This is a genomic window from Halarchaeum grantii (assembly GCF_014647455.2).
Lineage (GTDB): Archaea > Halobacteriota > Halobacteria > Halobacteriales > Halobacteriaceae > Halarchaeum > Halarchaeum grantii.
Genome location: NZ_BMPF01000002.1, coordinates 684,634 through 708,029, shown reverse-complemented (window position 1 = coordinate 708,029; position 23,396 = coordinate 684,634). Strand labels below are relative to the sequence as shown.

At 69.6% G+C, this 23,396-nt stretch carries 24 protein-coding genes and 1 tRNA gene; 10 read left to right on the top strand and 15 right to left on the bottom strand.

Features of this window, described 5'->3' with window-relative positions:
• Window positions 1-24: 24 nt before the first annotated feature.
• On the bottom strand, window positions 25-1,500 hold the full coding sequence (locus IEY12_RS09860) for a Cdc6/Cdc18 family protein (RefSeq protein WP_188883331.1): 1,476 nt from the start codon (window positions 1,498-1,500) through the stop codon (window positions 25-27).
• Window positions 1,501-2,664: 1,164 nt separating this feature from the next.
• Here IEY12_RS09860 and IEY12_RS09855 point away from each other — a divergent pair.
• From IEY12_RS09855 to IEY12_RS09835, 5 genes are all read left to right on the top strand, one after another.
• Window positions 2,665-3,312, top strand: coding sequence for an Era-like GTP-binding protein (locus IEY12_RS09855; protein WP_123074578.1), 648 nt, complete (start codon window positions 2,665-2,667; stop codon window positions 3,310-3,312).
• A gap of 6 nt (window positions 3,313-3,318) precedes the next feature.
• On the top strand, window positions 3,319-3,702 hold the full coding sequence (locus tag IEY12_RS09850; RefSeq protein ID WP_123074576.1) for a DUF2073 domain-containing protein: 384 nt from the start codon (window positions 3,319-3,321) through the stop codon (window positions 3,700-3,702).
• Window positions 3,703-4,512: an OapC/ArvC family zinc-ribbon domain-containing protein gene (locus IEY12_RS09845; RefSeq protein ID WP_188883330.1), complete on the top strand. Its 810-nt coding sequence runs from the start codon at window positions 3,703-3,705 to the stop codon at window positions 4,510-4,512.
• 145 nt (window positions 4,513-4,657) lie between these two features.
• On the top strand, window positions 4,658-5,647 hold the full coding sequence (locus IEY12_RS09840) for a bile acid:sodium symporter family protein (protein WP_188883329.1): 990 nt from the start codon (window positions 4,658-4,660) through the stop codon (window positions 5,645-5,647).
• Window positions 5,648-5,830: 183 nt separating this feature from the next.
• A complete protein-coding gene (locus IEY12_RS09835) occupies window positions 5,831-6,607 on the top strand; it encodes a DUF7089 family protein (RefSeq protein WP_188883328.1) in 777 nt (258 codons plus the stop codon).
• Between the two features lie 147 nt (window positions 6,608-6,754).
• Here IEY12_RS09835 and IEY12_RS09830 read toward each other — a convergent pair whose 3' ends face one another.
• Window positions 6,755-7,333: a DUF7090 family protein gene (locus tag IEY12_RS09830; protein WP_188883327.1), complete on the bottom strand. Its 579-nt coding sequence runs from the start codon at window positions 7,331-7,333 to the stop codon at window positions 6,755-6,757.
• A gap of 268 nt (window positions 7,334-7,601) precedes the next feature.
• Complete coding sequence (locus tag IEY12_RS09825; protein ID WP_188883326.1) at window positions 7,602-8,039, bottom strand: DUF2391 domain-containing protein; 438 nt, start codon at window positions 8,037-8,039, stop codon at window positions 7,602-7,604.
• A gap of 240 nt (window positions 8,040-8,279) precedes the next feature.
• Between IEY12_RS09825 and IEY12_RS09820 the strand changes: the two genes are divergently transcribed.
• A complete protein-coding gene (locus IEY12_RS09820; RefSeq protein ID WP_188883325.1) occupies window positions 8,280-8,957 on the top strand; it encodes a class I SAM-dependent methyltransferase in 678 nt (225 codons plus the stop codon).
• On the opposite strand, the gene IEY12_RS09815 is transcribed toward IEY12_RS09820, so the two are convergent.
• Genes IEY12_RS09815 through IEY12_RS09805 form a run of 3 tightly spaced genes read right to left on the bottom strand, consistent with a single transcriptional unit; the run spans window position 8,958 to window position 12,882 of the window.
• A complete protein-coding gene (locus IEY12_RS09815) occupies window positions 8,958-9,992 on the bottom strand; it encodes an ABC transporter ATP-binding protein (protein ID WP_188883324.1) in 1,035 nt (344 codons plus the stop codon). It lies immediately after the preceding gene.
• The gene (locus tag IEY12_RS09810) at window positions 9,980-11,776 is read right to left on the bottom strand and encodes an ABC transporter permease (protein ID WP_188883319.1); all 1,797 of its coding nucleotides are present in this window, start codon (window positions 11,774-11,776) and stop codon (window positions 9,980-9,982) included. Before IEY12_RS09810 ends, IEY12_RS09815 begins: the two co-directional genes overlap by 13 nt.
• Window positions 11,749-12,882, bottom strand: coding sequence for a thiamine ABC transporter substrate-binding protein (locus IEY12_RS09805; RefSeq protein WP_188883317.1), 1,134 nt, complete (start codon window positions 12,880-12,882; stop codon window positions 11,749-11,751). Before IEY12_RS09805 ends, IEY12_RS09810 begins: the two co-directional genes overlap by 28 nt.
• Window positions 12,883-12,985: 103 nt before the next feature.
• Here IEY12_RS09805 and IEY12_RS09800 point away from each other — a divergent pair, with 103 nt between their 5' ends.
• Window positions 12,986-13,975, top strand: a complete 990-nt coding sequence (locus IEY12_RS09800) for an AI-2E family transporter (protein WP_188883314.1) — start codon at window positions 12,986-12,988, stop codon at window positions 13,973-13,975.
• Here the strand turns inward: IEY12_RS09800 and IEY12_RS09795 are convergent.
• On the bottom strand, window positions 13,972-14,751 hold the full coding sequence (locus IEY12_RS09795) for a sulfurtransferase (protein WP_188883312.1): 780 nt from the start codon (window positions 14,749-14,751) through the stop codon (window positions 13,972-13,974). The genes IEY12_RS09800 and IEY12_RS09795 overlap by 4 nt on opposite strands.
• Window positions 14,752-15,003: 252 nt before the next feature.
• Here IEY12_RS09795 and IEY12_RS09790 point away from each other — a divergent pair, with 252 nt between their 5' ends.
• Both IEY12_RS09790 and IEY12_RS09785 read left to right on the top strand, forming a co-directional pair.
• Window positions 15,004-15,870: a sulfurtransferase gene (locus IEY12_RS09790; RefSeq protein ID WP_188883310.1), complete on the top strand. Its 867-nt coding sequence runs from the start codon at window positions 15,004-15,006 to the stop codon at window positions 15,868-15,870.
• Window positions 15,871-16,094: 224 nt separating this feature from the next.
• On the top strand, window positions 16,095-16,733 hold the full coding sequence (locus IEY12_RS09785; RefSeq protein WP_188883308.1) for a rubrerythrin family protein: 639 nt from the start codon (window positions 16,095-16,097) through the stop codon (window positions 16,731-16,733).
• A gap of 2 nt (window positions 16,734-16,735) precedes the next feature.
• On the opposite strand, the gene IEY12_RS09780 is transcribed toward IEY12_RS09785, so the two are convergent.
• From IEY12_RS09780 to IEY12_RS09770, 3 genes are read right to left on the bottom strand one after another with little or no spacing between them, the layout of a single operon-like run.
• Window positions 16,736-16,990 carry a hypothetical protein gene (locus IEY12_RS09780; RefSeq protein WP_188883307.1) on the bottom strand — a complete coding sequence of 85 codons (255 nt, stop codon included), beginning with the start codon at window positions 16,988-16,990 and terminating at the stop codon, window positions 16,736-16,738.
• Window positions 16,991-17,032: 42 nt separating this feature from the next.
• The gene (locus IEY12_RS09775; protein ID WP_188883305.1) at window positions 17,033-17,692 is read right to left on the bottom strand and encodes a metallophosphoesterase family protein; all 660 of its coding nucleotides are present in this window, start codon (window positions 17,690-17,692) and stop codon (window positions 17,033-17,035) included.
• Between the two features lie 48 nt (window positions 17,693-17,740).
• Window positions 17,741-18,319, bottom strand: a complete 579-nt coding sequence (locus IEY12_RS09770; protein ID WP_188883303.1) for an IMP cyclohydrolase — start codon at window positions 18,317-18,319, stop codon at window positions 17,741-17,743.
• 173 nt (window positions 18,320-18,492) lie between these two features.
• On the opposite strand from IEY12_RS09770, the gene IEY12_RS09765 reads away from it, so the two are divergent.
• Window positions 18,493-18,565, top strand: a tRNA-Gln gene (locus IEY12_RS09765).
• A 123-nt stretch (window positions 18,566-18,688) separates the two neighbouring features.
• Here IEY12_RS09765 and IEY12_RS09760 read toward each other — a convergent pair.
• From IEY12_RS09760 to IEY12_RS09740, 5 genes are all read right to left on the bottom strand, one after another.
• A complete protein-coding gene (locus IEY12_RS09760) occupies window positions 18,689-18,961 on the bottom strand; it encodes an amphi-Trp domain-containing protein (protein WP_188883300.1) in 273 nt (90 codons plus the stop codon).
• Window positions 18,962-18,996: 35 nt separating this feature from the next.
• Window positions 18,997-19,644, bottom strand: coding sequence for a class I SAM-dependent methyltransferase (locus tag IEY12_RS09755; protein WP_188883298.1), 648 nt, complete (start codon window positions 19,642-19,644; stop codon window positions 18,997-18,999).
• 300 nt (window positions 19,645-19,944) lie between these two features.
• Window positions 19,945-20,286, bottom strand: a complete 342-nt coding sequence (locus IEY12_RS09750) for a DUF5789 family protein (RefSeq protein ID WP_188883296.1) — start codon at window positions 20,284-20,286, stop codon at window positions 19,945-19,947.
• Window positions 20,287-20,558: 272 nt separating this feature from the next.
• A complete protein-coding gene (gene cgi121, locus IEY12_RS09745; protein ID WP_188883294.1) occupies window positions 20,559-21,071 on the bottom strand; it encodes a KEOPS complex subunit Cgi121 in 513 nt (170 codons plus the stop codon).
• Complete coding sequence (locus IEY12_RS09740; RefSeq protein WP_188883292.1) at window positions 21,068-23,323, bottom strand: ATP-dependent DNA helicase; 2,256 nt, start codon at window positions 23,321-23,323, stop codon at window positions 21,068-21,070. The genes cgi121 and IEY12_RS09740 overlap by 4 nt, the downstream gene beginning before the upstream one ends.
• Window positions 23,324-23,396 lie beyond the last annotated feature (73 nt).

Sequence of the window (23,396 nt, the reverse complement as noted above, 5' to 3'; positions counted from 1 at the left end):
CGCGGCCGGGTAGCGGGGGAACGGCTAGTTGTCGAAGCGGGCCTGTACGAACGGCGTGACGTTCTCGATATCGCCGAGTCGCGAGTCCGCCTGCAGGACGGCTTCCGTCTCGTCGATGGGGACGGAGAGGTTGATCTCCTTCGTGCGCCCGTAGCGCCCCTTCGAGACGACGACGGCGTTCACGATGCCGAGCATGTCGAGTTCGCTGATGAGGTCGGTGACGCGACGCTGCGTGAGGACGTCCGCGTCGATCTCGTCGCAGAGCGTCTTGTAGATGTTGTAGACCTCGCCCGTGTTGATGTTGTGGACGCCGTGCTTCTCCAGCATCATGATGGCGAAGAGCACGAGTTTCGACTGCGTCGGGAGCGTCCGCACCACTTCGACGACGCGGTCGAGTTCGATCTTGTCCTGTGCGCGCCGGACGTGCTCTTCGGTGACGACGTCGGACTGGTCGCGTTCGGCGAGCTCGCCCGCAGTGCGGAGGAGGTCGAGCGCGCGTCGGGCGTCGCCGTGCTCCTGTGCGGCGAACGCCGCGCAGAGCGGGATGACGTCCTCGGAGAGCGCGTCGGCCTTGAACGCGTCCTTGGAGCGGTGCTGGAGGATGTCCCGGAGCTGGTTCGCGTCGTACGGTGGGAAGACGATCTCCTCCTCGCCGAGACTCGACTTCACGCGCGGGTCGAGGAAGTCGGTGAACTTCAGGTCGTTCGAGATACCGATGATCGACACCCGGGAGTTGTCGAGTTCGGAGTTCATCCGCGAGAGGTTGTAGAGAGTGTCGTCGCCGGACTTCTCGACGAGTTTGTCGATCTCGTCGAGCATGATGACGGCGACGCGCTCGACGTAGTCGACGGCCTCGAAGAAGACGGAGTAGACGCGGTCGGTCGGCCACCCAGTCATCGGGACTTCCTCCATCTCCTCGAGGTCGCGCTCGAGGTCCTCGAGACGTCGTTCGGCGTCCCGAACCGACTCGAACTCGGTCTCGGCGAGCGCCGAGGGATCGTCCTCGGCGTCCTCGATGAGGGATTCGATGTCGCGAATGCGCCCGCGCGCGTAGTCGCGGTTCTGCTCGATGAACGTGTTCGCGAGCTGCGCGAGCACGCGATACTGGGTGTCCGTCACCTCGCAGTTGATGTACTCGACCTCGCAGGGAACGTCGTACTTCCGCGAGGTGTTCTCGAGCTCCTGACTGACGTACTTCGCGGAGGCGGTCTTGCCGGTCCCGGTCTTCCCGTAGATGAGGATGTTCGAGGGAGTCTCCCCACGGAGCGCGGCGACGAGGATGGTCGCCATGTTGTTGATCTGCTCGTTGCGGTGCGGAAGCTCGTGGGGCGTGTAGGACGGGCGGAGGACTTCCTTGTTCTCGAAGATCGGCTCGCCGCTGAGCAGGTCGTCGAAGAGTCCTCCTTCCTCGTCGTCCTCCTCGTCCTCGAGGACGTCGTCGAGGTCGACGTCGAAGTCCCTGTCCGCCGTCCGCCGTTCGTTCGGTTCGTCGTCCGTCATCGTATCACGTGCACCCCTTTGTTTCGTCTGGAACAAACGGATCACACACCCGGAGTCGTCCGAATACGCGACGTTGACGCCGGACGATGGGACGCGGTCCGTCCAGTTGATGCAGATGAAATAGGCGACGCCGGTAGAGCAAAAGCGTTTCGATGAGATCGGTCACCGCGTCGCGTCGGGCGTCATCGACGATCGGGGACGCCGCCCGACCGACGGCACCTATGCGACTAGAGAAGGAGAGAGAACTCTAGGGGAGTACTAGTGTCTATCAATAAAATATCAGGTGTGCTGATTCATACCCACGAGCAGAGATGTTATCACTTGTTCGAGGTGAAACAGAGGTGTTCGTGTCGGATTTGGGCGGACAGAGCGGTAGCGTCCGAGATCGAGATAGCCGCTGATATGGCGTTTTGCGGCCTATATAGTGATTGTCCGCTACCGGTCTGTGTGGAATTAAATGGCCTGTTCCACCCGAAACAGAGGGGGTATTCCGGTGAACGGCCGCCAACCCCCCCCACCCCTTCGTTTCCGGTGGAACGTGATACAAGAGGGAGGGGGTGGGGGACCACCGGACGGGTCTCTAGATACGGAAACAGTTAAGTAGAAGACCGAAAAACCGAATCCGTACTGCAAATAGAGGGATTGGTTTCTAGTGGAATCGTGTCTAGTGAATCTACTTTCCCGACCGGAACCTTCGGCTGGCCTCCCCCTTCCCCTGTGCCCCCTACGGTCTCCACTCGAAACGAAGGGGTGGGGGGCGGTAACGCCTCGTGTTACCATACGTCTCTGTCTGCCTCCCGTTGTTGCGACCGGTCTTCGCGACCCTATCTCTCCTCAACCCCCCTCGTTTCCCGTCGACGCGGCGCCGTGGCTCGACAACCGCGGTCCTCCGCCACGGACGGCTGGTGAGTCGCTCACCACCCGGACCCCGCATTTATCCCCGGGCAGTGGCGGTTCGTCCCGTCCCGCCCGTCGGTCACCGTCGTCCGCCGCCCGCGACCCCCCTGTCGGTCGGCGACCCCCGTTCACCGTCCGTCGTCTGACGTAGGTTTAAGTCGCGTGGCGGGGTTCGTACATCTAACCGGGCGGCGGCGGGGATTCGCTACGCGGTCGCTGCGTCAAGTTTTCCCGTCTGGCCGCCCGTAACGTAAAGGAGACAAGAGGATGGGACTGTTTGCAGACCTCAGGGACAGCATCTCGGCGGTCACGGCGAAACTCTTCGCCGGCGAGGGCGAGGACCCGAAGCGGATCGGTATCTACGGGCCTCCCAACGCCGGCAAGACGACGCTCGCCAACCGCATCGCCCGTGACTGGACCGGCGACGCCGTCGGGCCCGAGAGCCACATCCCCCACGAGACACGACGCGCGCGGCGAAAAGAGAACGTCGAGATCGAGCGCGACGGGCAGACCGTCTCCATCGACATCGTCGACACGCCGGGCGTGACGACGAAGGTGGACTACGAGGAGTTCCTCGATCACGACATGGAGAAAGAGGAGGCCGTCCGGCGCTCCCGGGAGGCCACCGAGGGCGTCGCGGAGGCGATGCACTGGCTCCGCGAGGACGTCGACGGCGTCATCTACGTCCTCGACTCGACGACGGACCCGTTCACGCAGGTGAACACGATGCTCATCGGCATCATCGAGAGCCGTGACCTGCCGGTGCTCATCCTCGCGAACAAGACGGACCTCGAGGACGCGAACGTCCAGCGCATCCGCAACGCCTTCCCGCAGCACGAGACCATCGAGCTCTCGGCGCTCGAGGGCGAGAACATGGACGAGGTGTACGACCGGATCGCGGAGAAGTTCGGGTGATCCACGATGCCTGAACAAGACCCCGGCGACGGCGTGCAACTCGACCTCATCAGCGCGGAGCGCATGGAGGGGAAGACGTCCATGGAGAAGATCCGGATGATTCTCGACTCCGTCCACGACGGCGACATCGTCGTCCTCGAGAAGGGCCTGACGCCGGACGAGGAGTCGAGGCTCATCGAGGTGACGATGACGGAGATCAACCCGGACGGCTTCACCGGCATCGAGATCGAGTCCTTCCCGCGAAGCGAGACGAAGGACTCCGGTCTCCTCGGACGCATCATGGGGAAGGACGAGGACCCCGCGAAGCTCACGGTCATCGGACCGGCGAACCAGATCCAGTCCCTTCACAAGGACGAGACGCTCATCAGCGCGCTCCTCAAGAGGCAGTAGATGCCCCACCAGTGTACGAACTGCGGTCACACGTTCGCGGACGGGTCGAAGGAGATGCTCTCGGGCTGTCCGGAGTGTGGCGGGAACAAGTTCCAGTTCCATCCCGGCGATATTCCCGAGGACGCCGACGTCGACGGCGCGGAGGCGCCCGAACGCCCGGATACCTCCGGCGTCTCCTCGGCGGTCGGGAAGGCGGCGGCGACGGTTCGCGACTTCGTGCGCGACGACACCGACGCCGGCGCACCCGAAACGGGGGAGTCGGGCGCTCGCGGGGTCGAGTCGGCCGACGCGTCGACCCCGGTGGACTCCGAGTCCGACGCGCAGGCGTCTGACGCCCCCGACTCCGACGCGTCGACGTCGGTGATTCCCGACTCCGACACTCCGGATGCACCCGAAACGGAGGACGGGGCGGCCGAGAACGCCGACGGCGCAACGGACGCCGACACCGCCGCCGACGCCGAGTCGGCCCCGGACGTCGAGGCGGCGGACGACGCGGAGGACGCCGCGCAGGCGTCGGCGCGCAGCGAGATGGTCACCTCCGACGACCTCCCGAAGGAGCCCCCGAGTGAGGGCCGCGTGGTCAAGGAACCGGACGCGGACGCGGAGGAACCGGACATGGAGGCGCTGCGCGAGGAGCTCAACGACCAGTTCGAGTCCATCAAGGTGCTCGCGCCCGGCCAGTACGAGCTGAACCTGATGGAGCTCTACGACCGCGAGGAGTACATCATCGCCCTGCAGGAGAACGGCCGCTACGTCATCGAGGTCCCGGAGACGTTCGCGGGGCCGGTCGCGCGCGACGACGACGAGTAAGCGCGCGATTCCCGGGCGATTGACGCCGAACGGCGGGCGCCGCCGCGCTCGGCTCTGGCAACATCTGACGGCAGTCGCATCCTCTTGTGCCCCCATCCGACTATATCCGACGAATGTCCAGTTTCCTCGTCGCGGGTGAGCGCGGATGAGCGCGCTCGATACCCTCGAAACGGTCGCGTCGTACGCGAACAAGCTCTTCGTCCTCTGGGTCCTCGCGGCGGCGGCGCTCGCGCTCTACGTGCCGGGCGTCTTCACGCCGATTCTCCCCTATATCACGCCGCTGCTCGGTCTGATCATGCTCGGCATGGGGCTGACGCTCCTGCCGGAGGACTTCCGTCGCATCGTCGAGCGCCCGCGCGACGTCGCCATCGGCGCGCTGACGCAGTGGCTCGTGATGCCGGTGGCGGCGTACGCGCTCACGCTCGTCCTCGGGCTCCCGACCCAACTCGCGCTCGGCGTGGTGCTCGTCGGTGCGGCGCCCGGCGGGACGGCGTCGAACGTGATGACGTATCTCGGGAAGGGCGACGTCGCGCTCTCCGTCTCGATCACGACGGTGACGACGCTGACGGCGCCGCTCCTGATGCCGGCGTGGGTGGTGACGCTCGCGGGCGCGACCATCGACGTGACGTTCGCGTCGCTGTTCACGGACATCGTGCGCGTCGTCTTCGTCCCGGTGCTCGCCGGGTTCGCGCTTCGCTACCTGCTCGACCGGTACGCGCCGCGCCTCGCTGAGGTCGGCCTGACCGTCTTCCCGACGGTCTCGGTGGCGGCGATCGTCGCAATCGTCGCGGCCGTCGTCGCCGCGAACAAGGGCGCCATCCTCGGTGCCGCCGCCGGCGCCATCGCGGCGGTCGTCCTCCACAACGGCATCGGCTTGACCGCGGGGAACCTCGCCGGGCGCGCGACGGGGATGAGCGAGGACCGCGTGCGCGCGACCACGTTCGAGGTCGGCCTGCAGAACTCGGGACTGGCGGTGGCGCTCGCGACGGCGCACTTCAGCCCGCTCGCGGCGCTCGCGCCCGCGCTCTTCAGCGTCTGGCACAACGTCACGGGGCCGGCGCTCGCCTCCTACTTCGCCGCGCAGGGCGACGCGACGTCCGGCGGCGAGCCCGCCGCGCCGGAGCGCGCTGACTGAAGGCCGGCGCGGTGCCGACTGGCATCGCCGCTGTCGCGTCCCCCACTCCGAGTGCGAACTGCCCGATTTTAAGTGTATTCGGCGCGGACCGGCGTGTATGAGCACGGCCACGAAGATCGTCCTCACGACCGTCGGACTCTCCGCGATCGCCTCCCTCGCGCTCATCGTGAGCTCGATGGGCTGATGTTCGACGAACGGGACCTCCATCCGGACGTCGTCGCCGTCCGCGACGAGCACGCGCCGGGCGCGCTCGTCTACGACACGGAACGCGACTTCGAGGTGCTCCCCACCTCGGCGCTCACCGACCTCATGATGGTGGTCGACGGCGTCGAGCCGCGCGGCTACTCGGCGGACTGGCTCCCCGCCGAGCACCCCGAAATACTGGACCGACTCGTCGGCGACGACGTCGTCGTCGGCGCGCCCGGCGACGGGAGCGTCGCGTGGACGACGCAGACGACGCCGCCCGTGGTGCTCGTGAAGCCACGCATCGAGGGCTCTCCGGATGACTTCGTCTCCTTCCTCGTCGCGGAGGCGCTCGTGCAGGCCGGTCTCGGCGTCCCGGAGCACTTCCTCGGGTTCTTCGGCGAGTCGTATCCGGCGTTCGCGGCGGCGACGCCGACGGACCCGACGGCCACGTATCAACTCGCCCTCGCGGTCTTCGACGCCTACGTCGGCCTGCACACGCGCGAGGTCTTCGCGTCCTGGGCGGACGCCGAGGGGCGCGCGATGCTCGCCGACGCGTGGGCGGACGCGGGCGAGCGCCTCCAGCCCCGCCTCGACGGCCTCGGGCGCGCCGTGGCGCGCGGTGAGACGTCGTTCCCGGACGCGGCCGAACTCGCCGCGGGCGGCGTCAAGCACGGCCTCGACGTCCCGGCGCCGTTCGATGCGCTCGACGCGCTCGCGTACCGCGAACACGGCGCGTCCTACGCGGTGACGTGGGCGGAGAAGGTCTTCTCCTAAGCCCTCGCTCGCGCTGTTCGCTCGCCCGTAGTGTTCCGCCAGACCCGCTGGACGCGGGCGGCCGCTCGCCGAGCCCCCGAACCCATCACGCGGTGCGGGACCGCGCCGCTACGGCCACCGTCGTTTCCACCGGACCCCGCGTCCGCTCTAGAAGTCGGCGTCGACGCTCCCGTCTTCGTGGAGGTCGAGGACGCCGTCACAGCACGCGCGGAAGCGCTCGATGGTCTCCTCGTCGTGGACCTCGGTGGAGACGTGGAAGAGACCGACGGCGTCGTAGGCCTCGAGGAGACGCGCCATGCGTTCGAGCGCGTCGACGGCGCGGTCCTCGTCGGCGTAGTAGGCGAGCTCGGTGATGGAGTCGAAGCTGACGCGGCGCTTCCCCTCTTGCTCGGCGAGGAACTCCTCGGTGACGGTGCAGATGCCCTCGACGTCGTCCGGCGAGGAGACGTAGCGGACGTTGTTCCCGCTGCGCCGCGAGTAGCCCCGGTCGACGGAGAGCGTGTCGAGGATCTGGGCGCGCGTCTCGTCCACGTCGTAGTGGTCGAGTTTCTGCATCACTTCGCGCGCTGTGGTGCGCGTGGAGATGACGAGGAAGGCGTCGGTGTCGGTCTTGAGGAAGTCGGTGTCGATGCGGTCGGTCTCCCCGATGCTGGGATGCAGGAGGAGGACGGCGGTGCCGCCCGGGACCGTCTCGGGGGCGCCGTCGATCGCGAGCCGGTAGTCCATACTCGATGGGTGCGTGGCACCGACTTAGTGGTAGGTGGTGTTGGCGTCTCCCATGGGCGGCGACGCGACAGTTGCGCCCGCGTCGAGCGCGCTCAGCGGACGCCGCACGCCGTCGCGGCGACTCGCGAATCCGCCGTCGTGCAGACGGCGCCGCCACTAGAAGACGCTGTCCGCCGTCGCGGCAGCGTCGGAACGCTCCGCGTCCCGACTGGCTCACGAGACGCGCGGCGTCTCGTGAACGCCGACGACGCTGAAGACGGCATCGCCCCTAGAAGACGCTGTCCGCCGTCGCGGCGCCGACGACGCTGAAGACGGCGCCGACGCTCGTCGCTTTCAGGGTGAAGACGGCGAGGCCGACCGCGTCGAGTCGCAGTTCGAGGTTCGTCGCGAACGTCGTGGGCGCGCGGAAGGAGATCGCGAGCAGGAGGACGGCGCCGAAGGAGACGGCCATGAGCGAGACGAACCGGAGGGGGACGCCGGCGACTTCGGCTTCCCTGTCCGGGTCGCGGTCGTCGTCCGCCTGATAGAGCGCGCCGTAGCCGATGGCGGCGATGAGCCCGAGCGTGAGCGCGACGTGGTACCACCCCATCCGACTCGCGAGCACCCACACCTCCTCGGTGACGACGAACGGCCCGGCGAGCAGGAAGCCGCCGACGACCTGCTGGGCGGTGTCCGCGAAGGCGTAGCGCTTGCTCCGACCGACCATGGTTCCATCCTCGCGGCGCCCGCGAATAAAGCCACTCGCTTCCGCTCCCGGAAGCCGGTGGACTTCCCGGCGAAGCGGTCGCCCCCCGGGCCGCCCTCACGGCCGGTCGTCGGTGTCCTCGCGGGACTCCCCGTCGCCCGTGACGGCGTGCGTCGCGGGGTCGGTGCGCGCGACCGCCGGTCCCTCGACCACCCGCCCGGTCACCGAACGGTTTTACTCGCCGACGACCCTCCGACCGCCATGAGCGTACGCGAGGAGTTCGACGACTGGGCGGCGTCGGGCCGCGATAAGGGGATGGAGGAACGCCACTGGCACACCGCGAAGCACGTCCTCGCACGGATGCCGGTCGAGGAGTCCGACGCGGTCCTCGACCTCGGGACGGGGTCGGGGTACGCGCTGCGCGCGCTCCGCGAGCGCGGCATCGGACGCGGCTACGGCCTCGACGGCTCCCCGGAGATGACGCGCAACGCCCGCGCCTACACGGACGACCCCGACGTCGGCTACGTCGTCGGCGACTTCGGCGACCTCCCGTTCGCCGACGACAGCCTCGACCACGTCTTCTCGATGGAGGCGTTCTATTACGCCGCCGACCCCCTCGAGACGCTCGAGGAGGTCCGGCGCGTCCTCCGGCCCGGCGGGACCTTCTACTGCGCGGTGAACTACTACGAGGAGAACGTCCACTCGCACGACTGGCAGGCGGACATCTCCGTGGAGATGACGCGCTGGTCGCGCGCGGAGTACAGGGAGACGTTCCGCGCGGCCGGCCTCCACGTCGCCGAGCAGGACACCGTCGCCGACCGCGACATCGAGATCCCCGACGCCGCCGCGTTCCCCCACGAGGGCTTCGAGTCGCGCGAGGCGATGGTGGACCGCTATCGTCGCTGGGGCACCCTCCTCACGGTCGGCGTCGCGCCCTGATCAGCGCTCGAGGACGGTGGCGTCGCCGGGGTCGAAGCCGAGCGTCACCGTCCCCGTCGGGGGCTCGTCGAGGCGCGCGAGGAGCGGCCGTCCGTTCCACTCGAAGTGCACCCTGTAGGCGTCGCCGAGGAACTCGACGTCGGTGACGGCCGCGTCGAACCGGTTGTGCGAAGCGGTCACGTCCAGCGATTCCGGGCGCACGCAGAGCGTCACCGGTCCCTCGTGGTCGCCCGCCACCGCGAACTCCCGGTCGCCGACCGCGACGACAGACCCCCCTGTTTCCCCTCCAACCCCGCGACTCGCACGGCCCTCGAGGCAGTTGTTCTCGCCGAGGAACTCCGCGACGAAGCGCGTCTCCGGCCCGTCGTAGACGGCCTCGGGTTCGCCGACCTGCGCGACGCGCCCGTCGTGCATGACGGCGAGGCGGTCGCTCACCGCGAGCGCCTCGGCCTGGTCGTGCGTGACGTATATCGTCGTGATGTCGAGTTCGCGCTGGACGCGCTTCACCTCGAGGCGGAGGCGCTCGCGGAGGCGCGCGTCGAGCGCGGAGAGCGGTTCGTCGAGCAGGAGGACGTCCGGCTCGGGGGCGAGCGCGCGGGCGAGCGCGACGCGCTGGCGCTGGCCGCCCGAGAGCTCGTCCGGCATCCGCTCGCCCATCCCGGGGAGGTCGACGAGGTCGAGCAACTCGTCGACGCGCGCCGCGACCGATCCCGCGGGCGGGTCGAACTGGAGGCCGTAGGCGACGTTCTCGCGCACCGTCATCGTCGGGAAGAGCGCGTAGTGCTGGAAGACGACGCCGACGTTCCGCTCCTCGGGCGCGAGGCCGGTGACGTCCCGGCCGTCGAAGCGCACCGTTCCCGCCGTGGGCTCCTCGAGGCCCGCGACACACCGGAGGGTCGTCGTCTTCCCGCAGCCTGAGGGGCCGACGAGCGTGAAGAACTCGCCCTCGCGGACGTCGAGGTCGATGCCGCGCAGCGCGACGGCGTCGCCGTAGGTCTTCTCGACGCCGCCGAGTTCGAGGCTCACGGCTCCCACCGCCCGCCGAGGCGTTCGACGACGACGAAGCTCACCGCGGTGACACAGAGGAGGACGGTGCCCATCGCGGCCGCGGGGCCGAGATAGGGACCGACCGAGGGGTTCGAGAGGTATCGTTCGAGGGCGACCGGCATCGTGTAGGAGGCGGTGTCGCGCGCGAGCACGATAGTCGCGTTGAACTCGCCGACGCTGATGGCGAACGCGAACGCGGCGCCCGCGACGACGCCCGGCGCGACGAGCGGGAGCGTCACGTCCCGGAACGCTCGCGCGGGGCCGGCGCCGAGCGTGCGGGCGGCGGCGACGAGGTCGTCGTCGACGCGCGCGAGGAGGGGCGCGACGTTCCGCACGACGAACGGATATCCACCTACGGCGTGCGCGGCGACGATGGCGACCGGGCCCGTGACCGCGATGTGGTGTCCGAGGACGTCGACGCCGAAGACGAGGCCCTGCAGGAGGCCGATGCCGGTGACGACGCCGCTGACGGCGAGCGGCGCCATCAGGAGCGCGCCGCCGACGCGCGCGAGGCGCCCGCTCCGGTTGGTGACGACGGCGATGCTGACGCCCATCGGGACGGCGAGCGCGACGGCGCCGACGGCGAAGAGGAGGCTGTTCTGGACGGCGACCGTGGGGCGCGCGCCGCCGGTCCCCAACTGCTGGGCGAGGAGGAAAGCGTAGTTCGCGAGCGAGAACCCGCCGGCGCGCGTGAGGCTCTCCGCGACCATGCTCGCGAGCGGGCCGACGTAGAGGACGGCGGCGACGACGGCGTAGGCGGCGGCGAGGAGGCGTCCGAGGCTCGGCGGCCCGACGAGGGGGACGCGCTCGACGCGGGCGCCGGCGGTGCCGGAGCCGCCGCGGCGCTCGTAGCGTAGGTAGAGGTAGGTGACGCCGAGCGTGACGGCGGCTTCGAGGACGGCGAGCGCGGCGGCCTCCCCGAGATCGAGGTTGGCGGCGAGCGAGTAGATCCACACCTCGACGGTGGCGAGGCGCAACCCGCCCAACGCGAGGACGATTGGGAACGCCATGAAGTCGAAGACGAAGACGAGGAGGACGCTCGCGAGGAAGGAGGGGAACAGCTGGGGGGCGACGACGTCGAGGAACGCCCGCCAGCGCGGCGCGCCGAGTGTGCGTGCGGTCTCGACGGCGCGCACGTCGACGGTGTCCGCGGCGGCGACGACGAAGCGCGTGACGAGCGGGGCGTTGTAGAAGGTGAGCGCGGCGACGACGAGCGGGAGGCTGAACGCGACGTCGACGCGGAGGCCGACGACCGAGAGGACGTCGTTGAGGGTGCCGTGCGTCCCGAACATCGTGGTGAAGCCGACCGCGACCATGATGGCGGGGAGGACGAACGGGACGACGGTGAGCGAGCGAATCGTCTCCCGGCCGGGGAACTCGTAGCGCGCGAGGACGTACGCGCCGGGGAGGCCGACGAGCACCGCGCACGCGGTGCCGAGGACGGCGAGGTAGGCGGTGAAGCCGAAGAGCCCGGTGCGGACGGCGGGGAAGCCCGCCTCGACCCAGCCGACGAGCGCGCCCGGCGCGCTCGCGGGGTCGGCGATTACTCCGGAGAGGACGCCGAAGTAGAAGGGGTCGGTGAGCGTCGCCCACAGGGGCGCGAGCGAGAGCGCGCCGTCGTCGCTGAACGCGGCGAACAGCACCGTGCCAACGGGGTAGTAGAAGACGACGACGAGGACGGCGAGCGTCCCGAGGAACGCGCCGCGCGCGCCGATGCGGTCGGCGAGCGCGTAGAGCCGCGCGCTCAGTGTTGTGCGACCAGTCGTGCCCACTCCTCGACCCACTCCGTGACGTTCCCTGCGAGTTCGTCGTACGTGAAGGTCACGGGGTTCGCGGGCTCCTCGTTGTACTTCGCGAAGTTCCCCGAGAGCGACCCCGTGGTCGTCGCCGGCGACTGGTAGTTCAGCTGCGGGACCGTTCTCTGTGCCTCCTCGGAGAGCAGGAAGTCGACGAACGCCGTCGCGAGCTCCCGGCGCTCGCTCCCGCTGAAGACGGCCATGCTCTCGGGGTTCGCGTACCCCTCGTCGTTCAGGAAGGCGACCTGATACTTGTCGAGGTCCTCGCCCTGGTTCGCGGCGTACACCTTCGCCGTCGAGTAGGAGACGACCATCGGCGCCTCGCCCTTCGTGTAGGCGTTGTAGGCGGCGTCCCACGAGTCGAGGACGCGGACGTCGTTGTCGAGGAGGTCGCGCCAGTAGTCGAGATATCCGTCGGCACCCTGCTGGTGGATGGTGTGGAGGAGGAAGGCCTTCCCCGTGTCGGAGCTCTGGGCGTTCTCCGCGAGGAGGTCGCCCCGGTAGCGCGACTGGAGGAGGTCGTCGAAGGTCTCGGGGACGACCTCGAGGGTCGTCGCGTCGACGACGGGCGTGACGTAGCCGGTGTCGTAGGGGAGCGCGCGGCCCTTCGGGTCGACGTTCAGCCCCTCCTTCACGTCGGCGGCGTGCGTGAGGTCGTCGCGAACCGTGGCGAACAACTGCGTGTCGAGCTCCTGGTCGACGCGGACGAGTTCGTCCGTGTTCAGGCCGACGTAGACGTCCGCGTCGATGGCCGCGCCCTGCTTCGCGCGCTGGATGTACTCGTTGATGTTCGAGGAGCCGGAGGTGGGCGTCGACCACTCGACGGTGACGTCGTCGTGGGCGGCCTCGAAGCGCTCCTTGAGCCACGCGCCCGGCGAGTCCGACCCGTCCACGTAGGAGGGATAGGTCGCGACCGTGAGCGTCCGCGACGCGGACGCCGTCCCCGTCGTCCCGGCGGTCGTCGAGCCCGTCGTCGTCGTCGTCGCCGTCGTCGATTCGGTCGTCCCGCCGTCGCCCGTACAGCCCGCGAGGCCGAGCGCGCCCGCCACGCCCGCCGCCCGCAGGTAGTCGCGTCGCTTCATTACGTGGTGGTCCCACCCGGTGATACTCATGGCTGTCGGTTCGAAACCGCGAGCGTCACGGGTCCCCCGCGTCTTTTTACCTCCACCGGGCGAACCACCGCGCGTGCCGTACGCCCGACGAACCGTCCTCATCGGCCTGTTTGCCGCGCTCGCCGCGCTCGCCGCCGTCCTCCTCCACGGCGTGCTCGGCACCGTGGTCTTCGCCACTACCGTCGCCTACCTCCTCGTCCCCGTCTACCGCCGGGCGAACCATCGGCTCCCCGCGTGGTGGGCGGCCGCCGCCACCACGAGCGCCGCGACGCTCGGCGTCCTCTTCCCGATCACCGCCTTCGCCTACCTCCTCTACATCCGTTCGAGCGGCGTCCTCGCGCTCATTCAGTCGCTCCCCGACGAGTTCGTCCTCGGCTTCGGGACGTTCAGCTACGTCGTCGACGTCGCGACTCTCACCGGGCCGCTCACCGACACCGTCCGCGCGCTCGCCGTCGACGCCATCAGCGCGCTCCCCGTCCTCGGCGTGAAGTTCACGCTCTTCGCGCTCCTCGTCTTCGCGCTCCTCGTCGCCCACGAGGAAGCCGAATCCGCCGTCCTCGCCGCCGTCCCCCTCCGCTATCACGACGTCGTCGGCGCGCTCGCGCGTCGCGCCCGCGACACCCTCTACGCCATCTACGTCCTGCAGGCCGCCACCGCGTTCGCCACCTTCCTCGTCGCCGTCCCCGTCTTCTGGCTACTGGGGTATCCCTTCCCCGTCACCATCGCCCTCGTCTGTGCCGTCCTCCAGTTCCTCCCCATCGTCGGCCCGAGCATCGTCGTCGGCGCGTTCGCGCTCTACCAGCTCAGCGTCGGCAACGTCGTCGGCGCGGTGCTCGTCACCGTCGTCGCCGGCGCGCTCGTCGCGTGGCTCCCCGACCCGGTCGTCCGTCCCCGACTCTCCCGACACACCGCCCGCCTCCCCGGGAGCCTCTACTTCATCGGCTTCACCGGCGGCCTCCTCACCGTCGGCGTCATCGGCATCATCGCCGGCCCGCTGATCGTCGCGCTGCTCGTCGAAGCCGTCACCCTCATCGCGGACGAAGAACGGAAGAACAGGAACTAGGCCGACTCGAGCGGTTTGCCCTCGGCCTCCCACTCGGTCAGGCTCCCCTCGTAGAACGCGACGTCGTCGTAGCCCAACCACCGCAGGACGACGAACGTATGGCTGATGCGCCGCGCCGTGTTGCAGTAGAGGACGACGCGCTTCTCCGGGGTCACGCCCTTCGACGCGAAGATCTCCGACACGGTCGTGCGGGCCTTGAGGCCGCGCGTCTCCTCGTCGACGACCTCCTTCCAGTCGAGGTTCACCGCGCCCGGGATGTGGCCTTCGGCGTACTCCTCGGGTTCGCGCGTGTCGACGACGACGGCCTCCGGATCGTCGAGCGCCGCCTCGACGTCGCCCAGCGTGACGAGCGGCGAGTCGGCGGGCCGCTCGACGGTGTACTCCGTCGCCTCGACGTCGGGGGACTCGGTGCTCGTCTCGTGGCCCTGCATCCACGCCGAGTAGTCGCCGTCGAGGAGGCGGAGGCGGTCGTGCCCGTAGAGGAGCGCGGTGACGAGGAAGCGCGCCGCGAACACGCCGTGCGTGTCGTCGTAGGCGACGAGCGTCGTCCCCCCGTCGACCCCGTACTTGCCGAGGAGGGCCGCCCACTCGTCCTCCGGCGGGAGCATCCCCTCCTCGCCGCCGCCGCGGAAGGAGTCGAAGGGGACGTTCACCGCGCCGGGGACGTGTCCGATGCCGTCGTACTCCCACGCGTCGCGGACGTCCACGACGACGACGTCCGGGTCCTCTCTGTGCTCGTCGAGCCACTCGGCGGAGACGATGACGTCCTCGTCCATCGCATCCTCCTATAGCGCCCGCGTGGATACCGCTTCGGGTCGCGTCGCGACGCTCCGGACGCCTCCCGTGCCGTACCGTGTCATACCGCTGGCATCACAGGCAGAGGCAACACTTTCTGGTAGCGAAGACGTGCCATACGACGTCGCCGCCTTCGCGGAGCGAGTAGGGGCAAGACGCGCCGGGAAATGGAAGGACCGGGGGAACCTGCGAAGTGGCGCAGGGTTATATGCGTGGCGTCACAAGTCACGCACATGGTAGACGACGACTACGCCAACGACGTTCTCGTCAGCGCGGACTGGGTCGAGTCCCACCTCGACGAGTTCGAATCCGACGACCCCGAGTATCGACTCGTCGAGGTCGACGTCGACACCGAAGCGTACGAAGACTCGCACGCGCCCGGTGCCATCGGCTTCAACTGGGAGACGCAGCTCCAGGACCAGACGCAGCGCGACATCCTCTCCAAGGAGGACTTCGCGACCCTGCTCGGCGAGCACGGCATCAGCGACGACTCCACGGTCGTCCTCTACGGCGACAACTCCAACTGGTTCGCCGCCTACACCTACTGGCAGTTCAAGTACTTCGGCCACGACGAGGTCTACCTCCTCGACGGCGGCCGCGACTACTGGCTCGACGAGGGCTACCCGACCACGGACGAGGTCCCCGACTTCGACTCCGTGAACTACACGCCGCGCGGCCCCTTCGAGTCCATCCGCGCCTACCGCGACGACGTCGAGACCGCCATCGACCGCGGCATTCCACTCGTCGACGTTCGCTCGCCCGAGGAGTACAGCGGCGAGGTCCTCGCGCCGCCGGGACTCAACGAGACCGCCCAGCGCGGCGGCCACGTCCCCGGCGCGAAGAACGTCTCGTGGGCCGCGACGGTCCAGGAGGACGGCCGCTTCAAGTCCAAGGAGCAGCTCGCGGAGCTCTACGAGGAGGAAGGCGTCACGAACGACCAGGAGGTCGTCGCCTACTGCCGCATCGGTGAGCGCTCCTCGATCGCGTGGTTCGCGCTCTCCGAACTCCTCGGCTACGACGACGTCACCAACTACGACGGCTCGTGGACCGAGTGGGGCAACCTCGTCGACGCCCCCATCGAGACCGGCTCGGGCGAGTAACGAGGTTCCGCAGGAACCTCGAACCGGACGGGCGACTCTCGTGTCGCCCGTCCGATAACTCGAAACCGAAGGTTTCGCGAAGAGGCGAGCGCTGAGCGAAGCGAGGCGCGAGTAACGAGGCTCCATCTTCTCCCGTTTTTTCGCGTCGCGTAGCCACGGCGCTCTCCCGACCCACCCGCACCGGTGACGGTGGGTATTAGGCCTCCCGCGTGCAATCCCCGACCATGACTCCCGACGCATTCGTCGACGCCGTCCGCGACGACAACGACACCGCGCTCTCACGACTGGGCTCCTCGAAATCGCTCTACGCCGCGACCGGCGGCGACCTCGAACCCGAGGAGGTGCTGCGCGCCGCCGCGAACGCCGAGTACGCCGCCGCCGAGACGTTCGCCGCGTGGGCCGCCGACGAGGGCACTGACACGCCCGCCGGCGAGGCGTTCGCGGACGCCGCCGACCAAGAGCGCGAGCACTACGAGACCGTTCTCGACGAACTCGGCGACGACGGCTTCGAGCCGAGCGAGGACCCCTCGGCGATGCAGGACGTCCTCCGCGACCTCGACGACACCGCCGCGCGCGCCGGTGGGATGGTGGGGCGCATCCTCGCCACCGAGAAATCCAAGGAGCAGTACACCGGCTTCTTCACGGGGCAGGCCGACCCCATGACCGCCTCCACCTTCCGCGACCTCAAGGGCGACCTCGAGGGCCAACTCGATGCGGCGACGGCCCTCCTCGAGACCGTCTGTGAGGACGACGCGGACTGGGAACGCGCGAAGACGGCCGCCGACGACGCCATCCAGGCCGCCTACGACGAGTACACCGAACAGCTCGAGTCGATGGGCGTCAACCCCAAGCCGGTCTGCTGAGGCTACTCCTCGTCGCGTTCGCGCTCTGCGGGTCGGCGCGTTGGGTCGAACCCGCGCGCCTCCACGTCCTCGTCTCGCTCGTCCGGTCGGAGCGTCGGGTCCGCCCCGCCGGCGTTCGCTTGCGCCGTCAGGACGAACACCACCAGCCCGACGAGTCCGCCGACGAGCGCGCCCGGAACGCCGAAGAGCGCGAGACCGAGGGCCGAACTCGCGAGGAGCGCGACCAGACACAGGACGCCGAAGCCCGCCGAATCCATCACGGCGACACTCCCGACTCGAGGCCGATAGGCGTTCCCCGACTACCGGCCGTCGCGCAGTCGCGTCCCCGTCGACTCGGGGAGTCCGGTCTCCTCGACCGCCGCGACGACCGCCTCGACGTCGTATTCGACGCGGCGCTCCTCGATCGTCTTCTCCTCGAGGTCGAGCACCGCGTACGCGGCGCGCGGGTCGTCGTCGCGGGGCTGGCCGACGCTCCCGGGGTTCACCACGAGGCCGTCCTCGAACGCCCGATAGCCTTGGACGTGCGTGTGCCCGAGGACGAGCACGTCCTCGTCGCCGAGGAGGTCGGCGGAGAACTCGTCCGGGTACGTGTAGTGGTCGACGTACTCGGGGTGGTCGTGGACGACCCTCACGCGGCCGTCGCAGGCGACGTGCTCGCGCGGCAACCCCTCGATCCACGCGCGCTCCTCGGCGTCGAGGCGCTCGCGGGCGTGCTCGACCCCGGCTCTCGCCATCCCGTTCCCCCCGAAGTTCCGCCCGGACGCGAGCATCCGGTCGTGGTTCCCCATCACCGTCGGGACGCCGCGCTCGCGCAGGCGTTCGACGCACGCCGCCGGCCACGGGTTGTAGCCGACGACGTCGCCCGCGCACAGCAGGACGTCCACGTCCGGCATGTCGTCCAGTACCGCTCGCAGCGCCACGCGATTCGAGTGAACGTCCGAGATGAGACCGACGCGCATGCCCACGAGTACGGGCGCGCGACGCAAAAAAACGCTCGCGGGACTCGCTTACTCGCCGTTGTAGAGCGCGGTCTCGACGCCGTCAGCCGCCACCTCGGCCGCCGCCGCACAGACCGCGTGCTCGAAGTCCGCGTCGTACACCTCGCGCGCCGCCGCCTCGGCGGTCGTCGCCGCCAGCGCGTAGGCCTCGGGGTCGTCCTTCTCGTAGGTCGCGACGAGCGTCGCCTCCTCGACGCGCTCGACCTTCAGGGCGTCCGCGCGCACCGTCCCGACGTACGCTTCCTCGGCCCCGACGACGCCCGCGATACGCGGCGTGTCGTAGTCGTCCTTCTCGTAGTCGAGCGCGAACAGCGCCGTCGCGAGCGCGTCGCGCGGCGGATAGCCGAGGTCGAGTTTCTCCGCGATCGGGTCGACGTGCGAGCCGTTCCCCACGACCGCGAGGCCGTCGCCCGCCTCGCGCACGCAGTTGTAGGCGATGTAGGGGTTGTCCGTCTCCGGCGCGTCCGGCGTCGGCCCGACCGTGAGGGCGTCCTCGCGCGCGGTGACCTGGCGATTCGGGAACGACCGAGAGGAGACGCGGTACGCCCCGAGACCGGGACCCACCACGACGAAACGACCGACGTACATACACACGTCCGTGCGCCTATCGACGGTATATAGATGGCGGTCTATGCACGTTTGGGGTGTCACTCTGGCGCCTCGAAACCCGCCGACGCCACCGCCGTCCGGCACCTCGGTGGAGTCCGCAAGACTCATATTCGGCCACGGAGTATGCTCGTGTGCGAAGCGACGCCGCGCGTAGTTCCATGGGGTAGCGGCCAATCCTGTTGCCTTCTGGGGGCAACGACCCAGGTTCGAATCCTGGTGGAACTACTCCATTTCATCACGGTATCTCGAACGGAAGTGACAGCTGTCTCCATGCGGTGATTTCGACGCTCGCGTCCGGCCGTCACCGGGTGGGTGGGACCGCCGCGACGCATCGCCGGTCGCGCGACGCTACTCGACGCGCAACTCGCCGTCACCGCCCTCCCCGTCCGTCCACTCGAGTTCGAACTCGACGCTCGTCTCGACCGGGCCGGCACCCGTTTCCTCCTCGACTTTCGTCTCGAACGTCACGCGCTCCGGGACCGCGAGCGTCACCGATTCCTCGCCGGCGCTGAGCGTGACGTCGTCGCCCGCGTCGAGGCTGTCGGCGACCCGTCGCAGGAGCGCGGCGACGTCCGTGCGGCTCCGCTCGCTCTCGGACTCGAAGACGACTTCTTCGGGCATACCCACCCTACGGGCGCCGTCGGAATAAGTCACCCTCACACCTCGGCGACGAACACCGAGCAGAACCCCCCGAACAGTCGTCGTTCGTCGCATCGCGTCGCGCGTTCGCGCGCGGCGGCGTGCGCTCGCTCCACCGTGGCGTCGAGCGTCCGCGCCGCGCCCGCGGGCGTTCCGGGCGCGCCAGCGCGGACGAACGCCCGGAAGAGCGGGTTCGCGAGTCGGCCCGCAGGGTGCGCGCTCGTCGTCGCCTCCACGAGGACGAGGCGGTTACCGGGCTCGAGCAGGTCGCACCACGCGCGGACGGCGGCCGCGGCGTCGTCGAGAACGCCGACGACGAACGACGCGAACACCGCGTCCACGCCGCCTCCCACCGGCGGGCGGGTCGCGTCCCCGCGAACGAGCGCCGCGTTCCCGCCCGCTCGCCGGGCGCGCGCGAGCATCCCCCGGGACGCGTCGAGACCGACGACGCGCCCGGTTTCGCCGACGTGCTCGCGGAGGCGCGCGAGGTTCGCACCCGTCCCACAGCCGACGTCGACGACCGTGTCGCCCGCCGCCACATCGAGCGCGTCGACCGCTGCGTCGCGAACCCCCGAAACACCCGGTATCGAGCGTACGAGCGGGCCGTAGAGGTACGCCCAGCGGTCGTAGAACGCGAGCGTGCGGTCGTCGCGCGAGCCGTCCATCTCCTCGATTCGAGCACCGCCGGCGGCTAATACGTGTCGGCGACCGCCTCGACTGGCGAGGGCGAGCGTCGCCGCCGGAACGTCAGACGACTGTCAGCCACACGCGGGCGTCGTTTCGGGTGGAAACCCACCGCATGCGGCGGGCCACACCGTCGAGCCGGCTCTCCCCGTGCGGCGACACGACGGTGACTCCTCACGGCTCCCCCGCCGCGGGCCTTCGCTCGCTCAGGCCCGCACAACTCGCGCCTCGCTGTGCTCAGCGCTCGTGTCTCCGCGACCCTCGCGTCACTCGGCGTCGCGTCAGTCCTCGCGCTCCGCCTCCTCCATCGCGTCGAGCTCGCGCTCCGGGTTGTACTCGTTCGCGTCGCCGCGCTCCTCGCCCGCCTCGCCCGTGAGCTCGCCGAGGACGGCCTCGCGGGCGTCCTGTGGCGTGTCGTACTCGTCGGGCGCGAGGCGGTCGAAGACGTCGCCGAGCGTCTCCGTCTCGTTCGGTAACTCGCTCACCCGGTCGCTGTATGCCGCCTTCATCTCGCTCGGGTTCGTCGGATACTCGAGGCCTTGCACGGTCTCGTCGATGATGTTCTCGACGTGCTCTGCGCGCTCGTGCTGGCGCTCGGACGCGGTCTCGCTCGGATCTCCCATGGTCGGCTGTATCGACGCCGCCCGGAAGAACGCAACGGCCCATCTTTTTCCCATTCGGGGCCGCTACGCGACCCACTCGCCGCAAAAATATGAGTGAAAAACCCCGCGCGGCGAAGCCGCGCGGTGAACCTCGCTTTGCTCGCGCAGACACCGACCGCGCTCACTCGCGCTCGCATCGCCGTGATTCCTCGCGGTTCTCGGACGGTTGCTCGCGGTTCGCAGTCGCTCACCGCTCGCGTCTCCGTGGTTCTTCACCCCGTTTCAGAACCACGTCACTTCTCGACGTCGAGGAGCGCGACCCGCTCGCGGACGAGCGCCTCCAGTCCGGCGTCGGTCGCCGCCAGCTCCGCGTCGCCGATCTCGAAGAACGCGCGGACGCGCTCGTCGTCGCGCGCGTCGAAGCCGCCACCGGGTGCGAGGCGCTCGGCGACGGCGTTCGCGGCGGCGGCCTCCGCGCGCTCGGAGTCGGGCACACCGGCGTCGGCCGCGACGAGCACGACGGCGGGCGTTTCGCCCGCTTCGACGCCCATCGTGAGCGCGCGGCGGATCTGGCGGCGGCCCGCCGCGTAGAGCAGGACTTCGACCGCACGCTCGCGCGCGACGTTCTCGCCGCGCTCGAACGCCCGCTCGGCGTGCGCGAGCGCGCTCGCGAGGTGCTCGCGGCCCGCGACGTAGCGCGCGTCGAACGCCTGCACCGCGCAGTCGTTCGCGTCGCCGATAGCCCCCAACTCGGCGACGAACGAATCGAGGTCGTCGATCTCTGCCACTCCTTCGAGGAGCCTCATTCGAAATCACCGAGGCTCGCCTGCCCGTCCCCGCCGGCGTTTCCGCCCCCGTCGGTCGTCTCGGCCTCGTCGGGTGCGGCGTCCGGGTCCGCCGCCACGTCGTCCATCTCCGGGTCGGGGTGGCCGGCGGCCGCGAGCACGGACTCGGCGGTCTTGCGCCGGCCGCGGAGCGCGCCGAGCACCACGGGCTTCTCGGCGTTCCGCAGTCCGCTGCGGTCCTCGATGCCCGCCCGGTAGAGCCGCCGCGCGCGCTTGCGCCCGACGCCGCGCACGCCCGCGAGGTCCAACAGCTCCTCGCGGACGCCGTAATCCACGCGCTTGCGCGCGTCCCGGACCGCGGTCGTGCAGTCGAGGTCGAGTTCGCCCGCGAGGCGCTCGGCCGCGCCCAACAGCCACTCGGCGGTCTCCGTCTTCCCGCGGATGTCGCCGGGGCCGACGCCGTAGCGCTCGGCGATGCGGTCCTCGTCGAGCTCCTCCGTCCAGTCCTCCATGAGCGCCGCGGTCTTCAGCGCGGAGAGCCAGTCCTCGAACTCGCCCTCGGAGAACTCGGAGGGCGTACTCCCCGGTATCTCGGTCTCGCGCTCGTAGAGGAGCTCGGTGTATTTCTCGCGGTCGCCCGACCGAAGGTAGAGCTCGTACATGTCGGGCGTCCGCGAGACGAGGTGGTAGAAGCCCAAGGGCGTGGTCTCGGCGTCGGCCTCGCGGAGGCCGTGGATGATCTCGGCGGCGCTCATCGGGTCGACGTAGAGGCGGGAGACGAGCTCGCCCGTCTCCGTCGCGCGGAGGCCATCGTCGCGCTCGATGAACTCGTTCGCGTCGAGGTAGGCGAGCACGTCATCGGTGACCTGTTCGAGGCGCCCCGTCTCGTCGGTCTGCTCGGCGTAGAGCGTGCCGTCGAGGAACTCGAGGAGCTCCTCGCGCGTGGTCGCGAAGCGCGTCGCGACGGTCGCGAGGACGTGCGTGCGGAGCGCGGGCTCGGCGGCGAGCTTCGAGCGCACGGGCTCCGGGTCCGCGTAGATATACCGGTCGAAGAGGGCTTCGAGGCCGTCGTGGTCGTCCGTGACGAGCACCGCCTCGCCGTACGGGTCGAGGCCGGGGCGGCCCGCGCGCCCGAACATCTGGTGGACTTCGAGGACGTCGAGGGGCTTCATACCTCCCGAATCGCCGTCGTAGCGCTGCCAGTCGCGGACGACGACGCGGCGCGCGGGCGTGTTCACGCCGGCGGCGAGCGTCGGCGTCGCGCAGACCGTGCGCACCAGTCTGTCCCTGAAGGCCTCCTCGACGAGCTCGCGCTGGGTGCGCGAGAGGCCGGCGTGGTGGAAGGCGGCGCCGCGCTCGACGGCGCTCGCGAGCGTCTCAGCGGTCTCGGTGTCGCTGTCCGCGCGGATCTCCTCGGCCACCTCGGCGAGCTCGGCCCGCTGACCGCTCGTGAGTTCCTTCGCGACGACGGTCGCGAGGCGTTTCGCCGCGCCCTCGGCGTTCCGCCGCGAGTTCACGAAGACGAGCGTCGAGCCGTCGTCCTGCAGCGTGTCGCGGACGATGGCGGCGGTCTGAGCCTCCCCGCGCTCGACGGGGAGTTCGCGCGTCGTGCCGTCGTCGAGGTGGAGGGCCTGCCCGTAGTGGACGCCCGTGCGGAGGTCGATGGGCCGCCAGTCGGAGTCAACGAGTTCGGCGTCCAGCCACGCGGCGAGTTCGTCGGCGTTCCCGACGGTCGCGGAGAGCGCGACCGTCTGGAGGTCGGGGACGCGCGCGCGGAGTTTCGCGAGCGTCACTTCGAGCGTGGGGCCGCGGTGGGCGTCGTCGACGAGGTGGACTTCGTCCGCGACGACGCACGCGAGGTCGTCCACCCAGCGCGCGCCGTTCCGGACGAGCGAGTCCACCTTCTCGGAGGTGGCGACGATGAGGTCGTTGTTCGCGAGGCGCTCGCCGTCGCTCTGGTAGTTGCCCGTAGAGACGCCCACGGAGAGGCCATATCGCTCGAACTGCTCGAACTCGCGGGCCTTCTCGCCGGCGAGCGCGCGGAGGGGGACGATGTAGAGGGCCTTCCCGCCGCGCTCGATCGCGGCGAGCATCGCGAGTTCGGCGATGAGCGTCTTCCCGCTGGCCGTCGGGACGCTCGCGACGAGGCTCTCGCCGTCAGTGACGCCCTTCTCGACGGCCTCGGCCTGCGGGGGGTAGAGCTCCTCGATGCCCTGCTCGGCGAGGTGCTCCGGCACGCCGTCCGGTAGCCCCGTCAGGTCCGTCGGTTGCATTACCCGCGACTAGGCGTCGATTCGGGTTTAAACTGTCGTGTCAGCGACCGCCACCGCTAAACGCCCGCCGCGC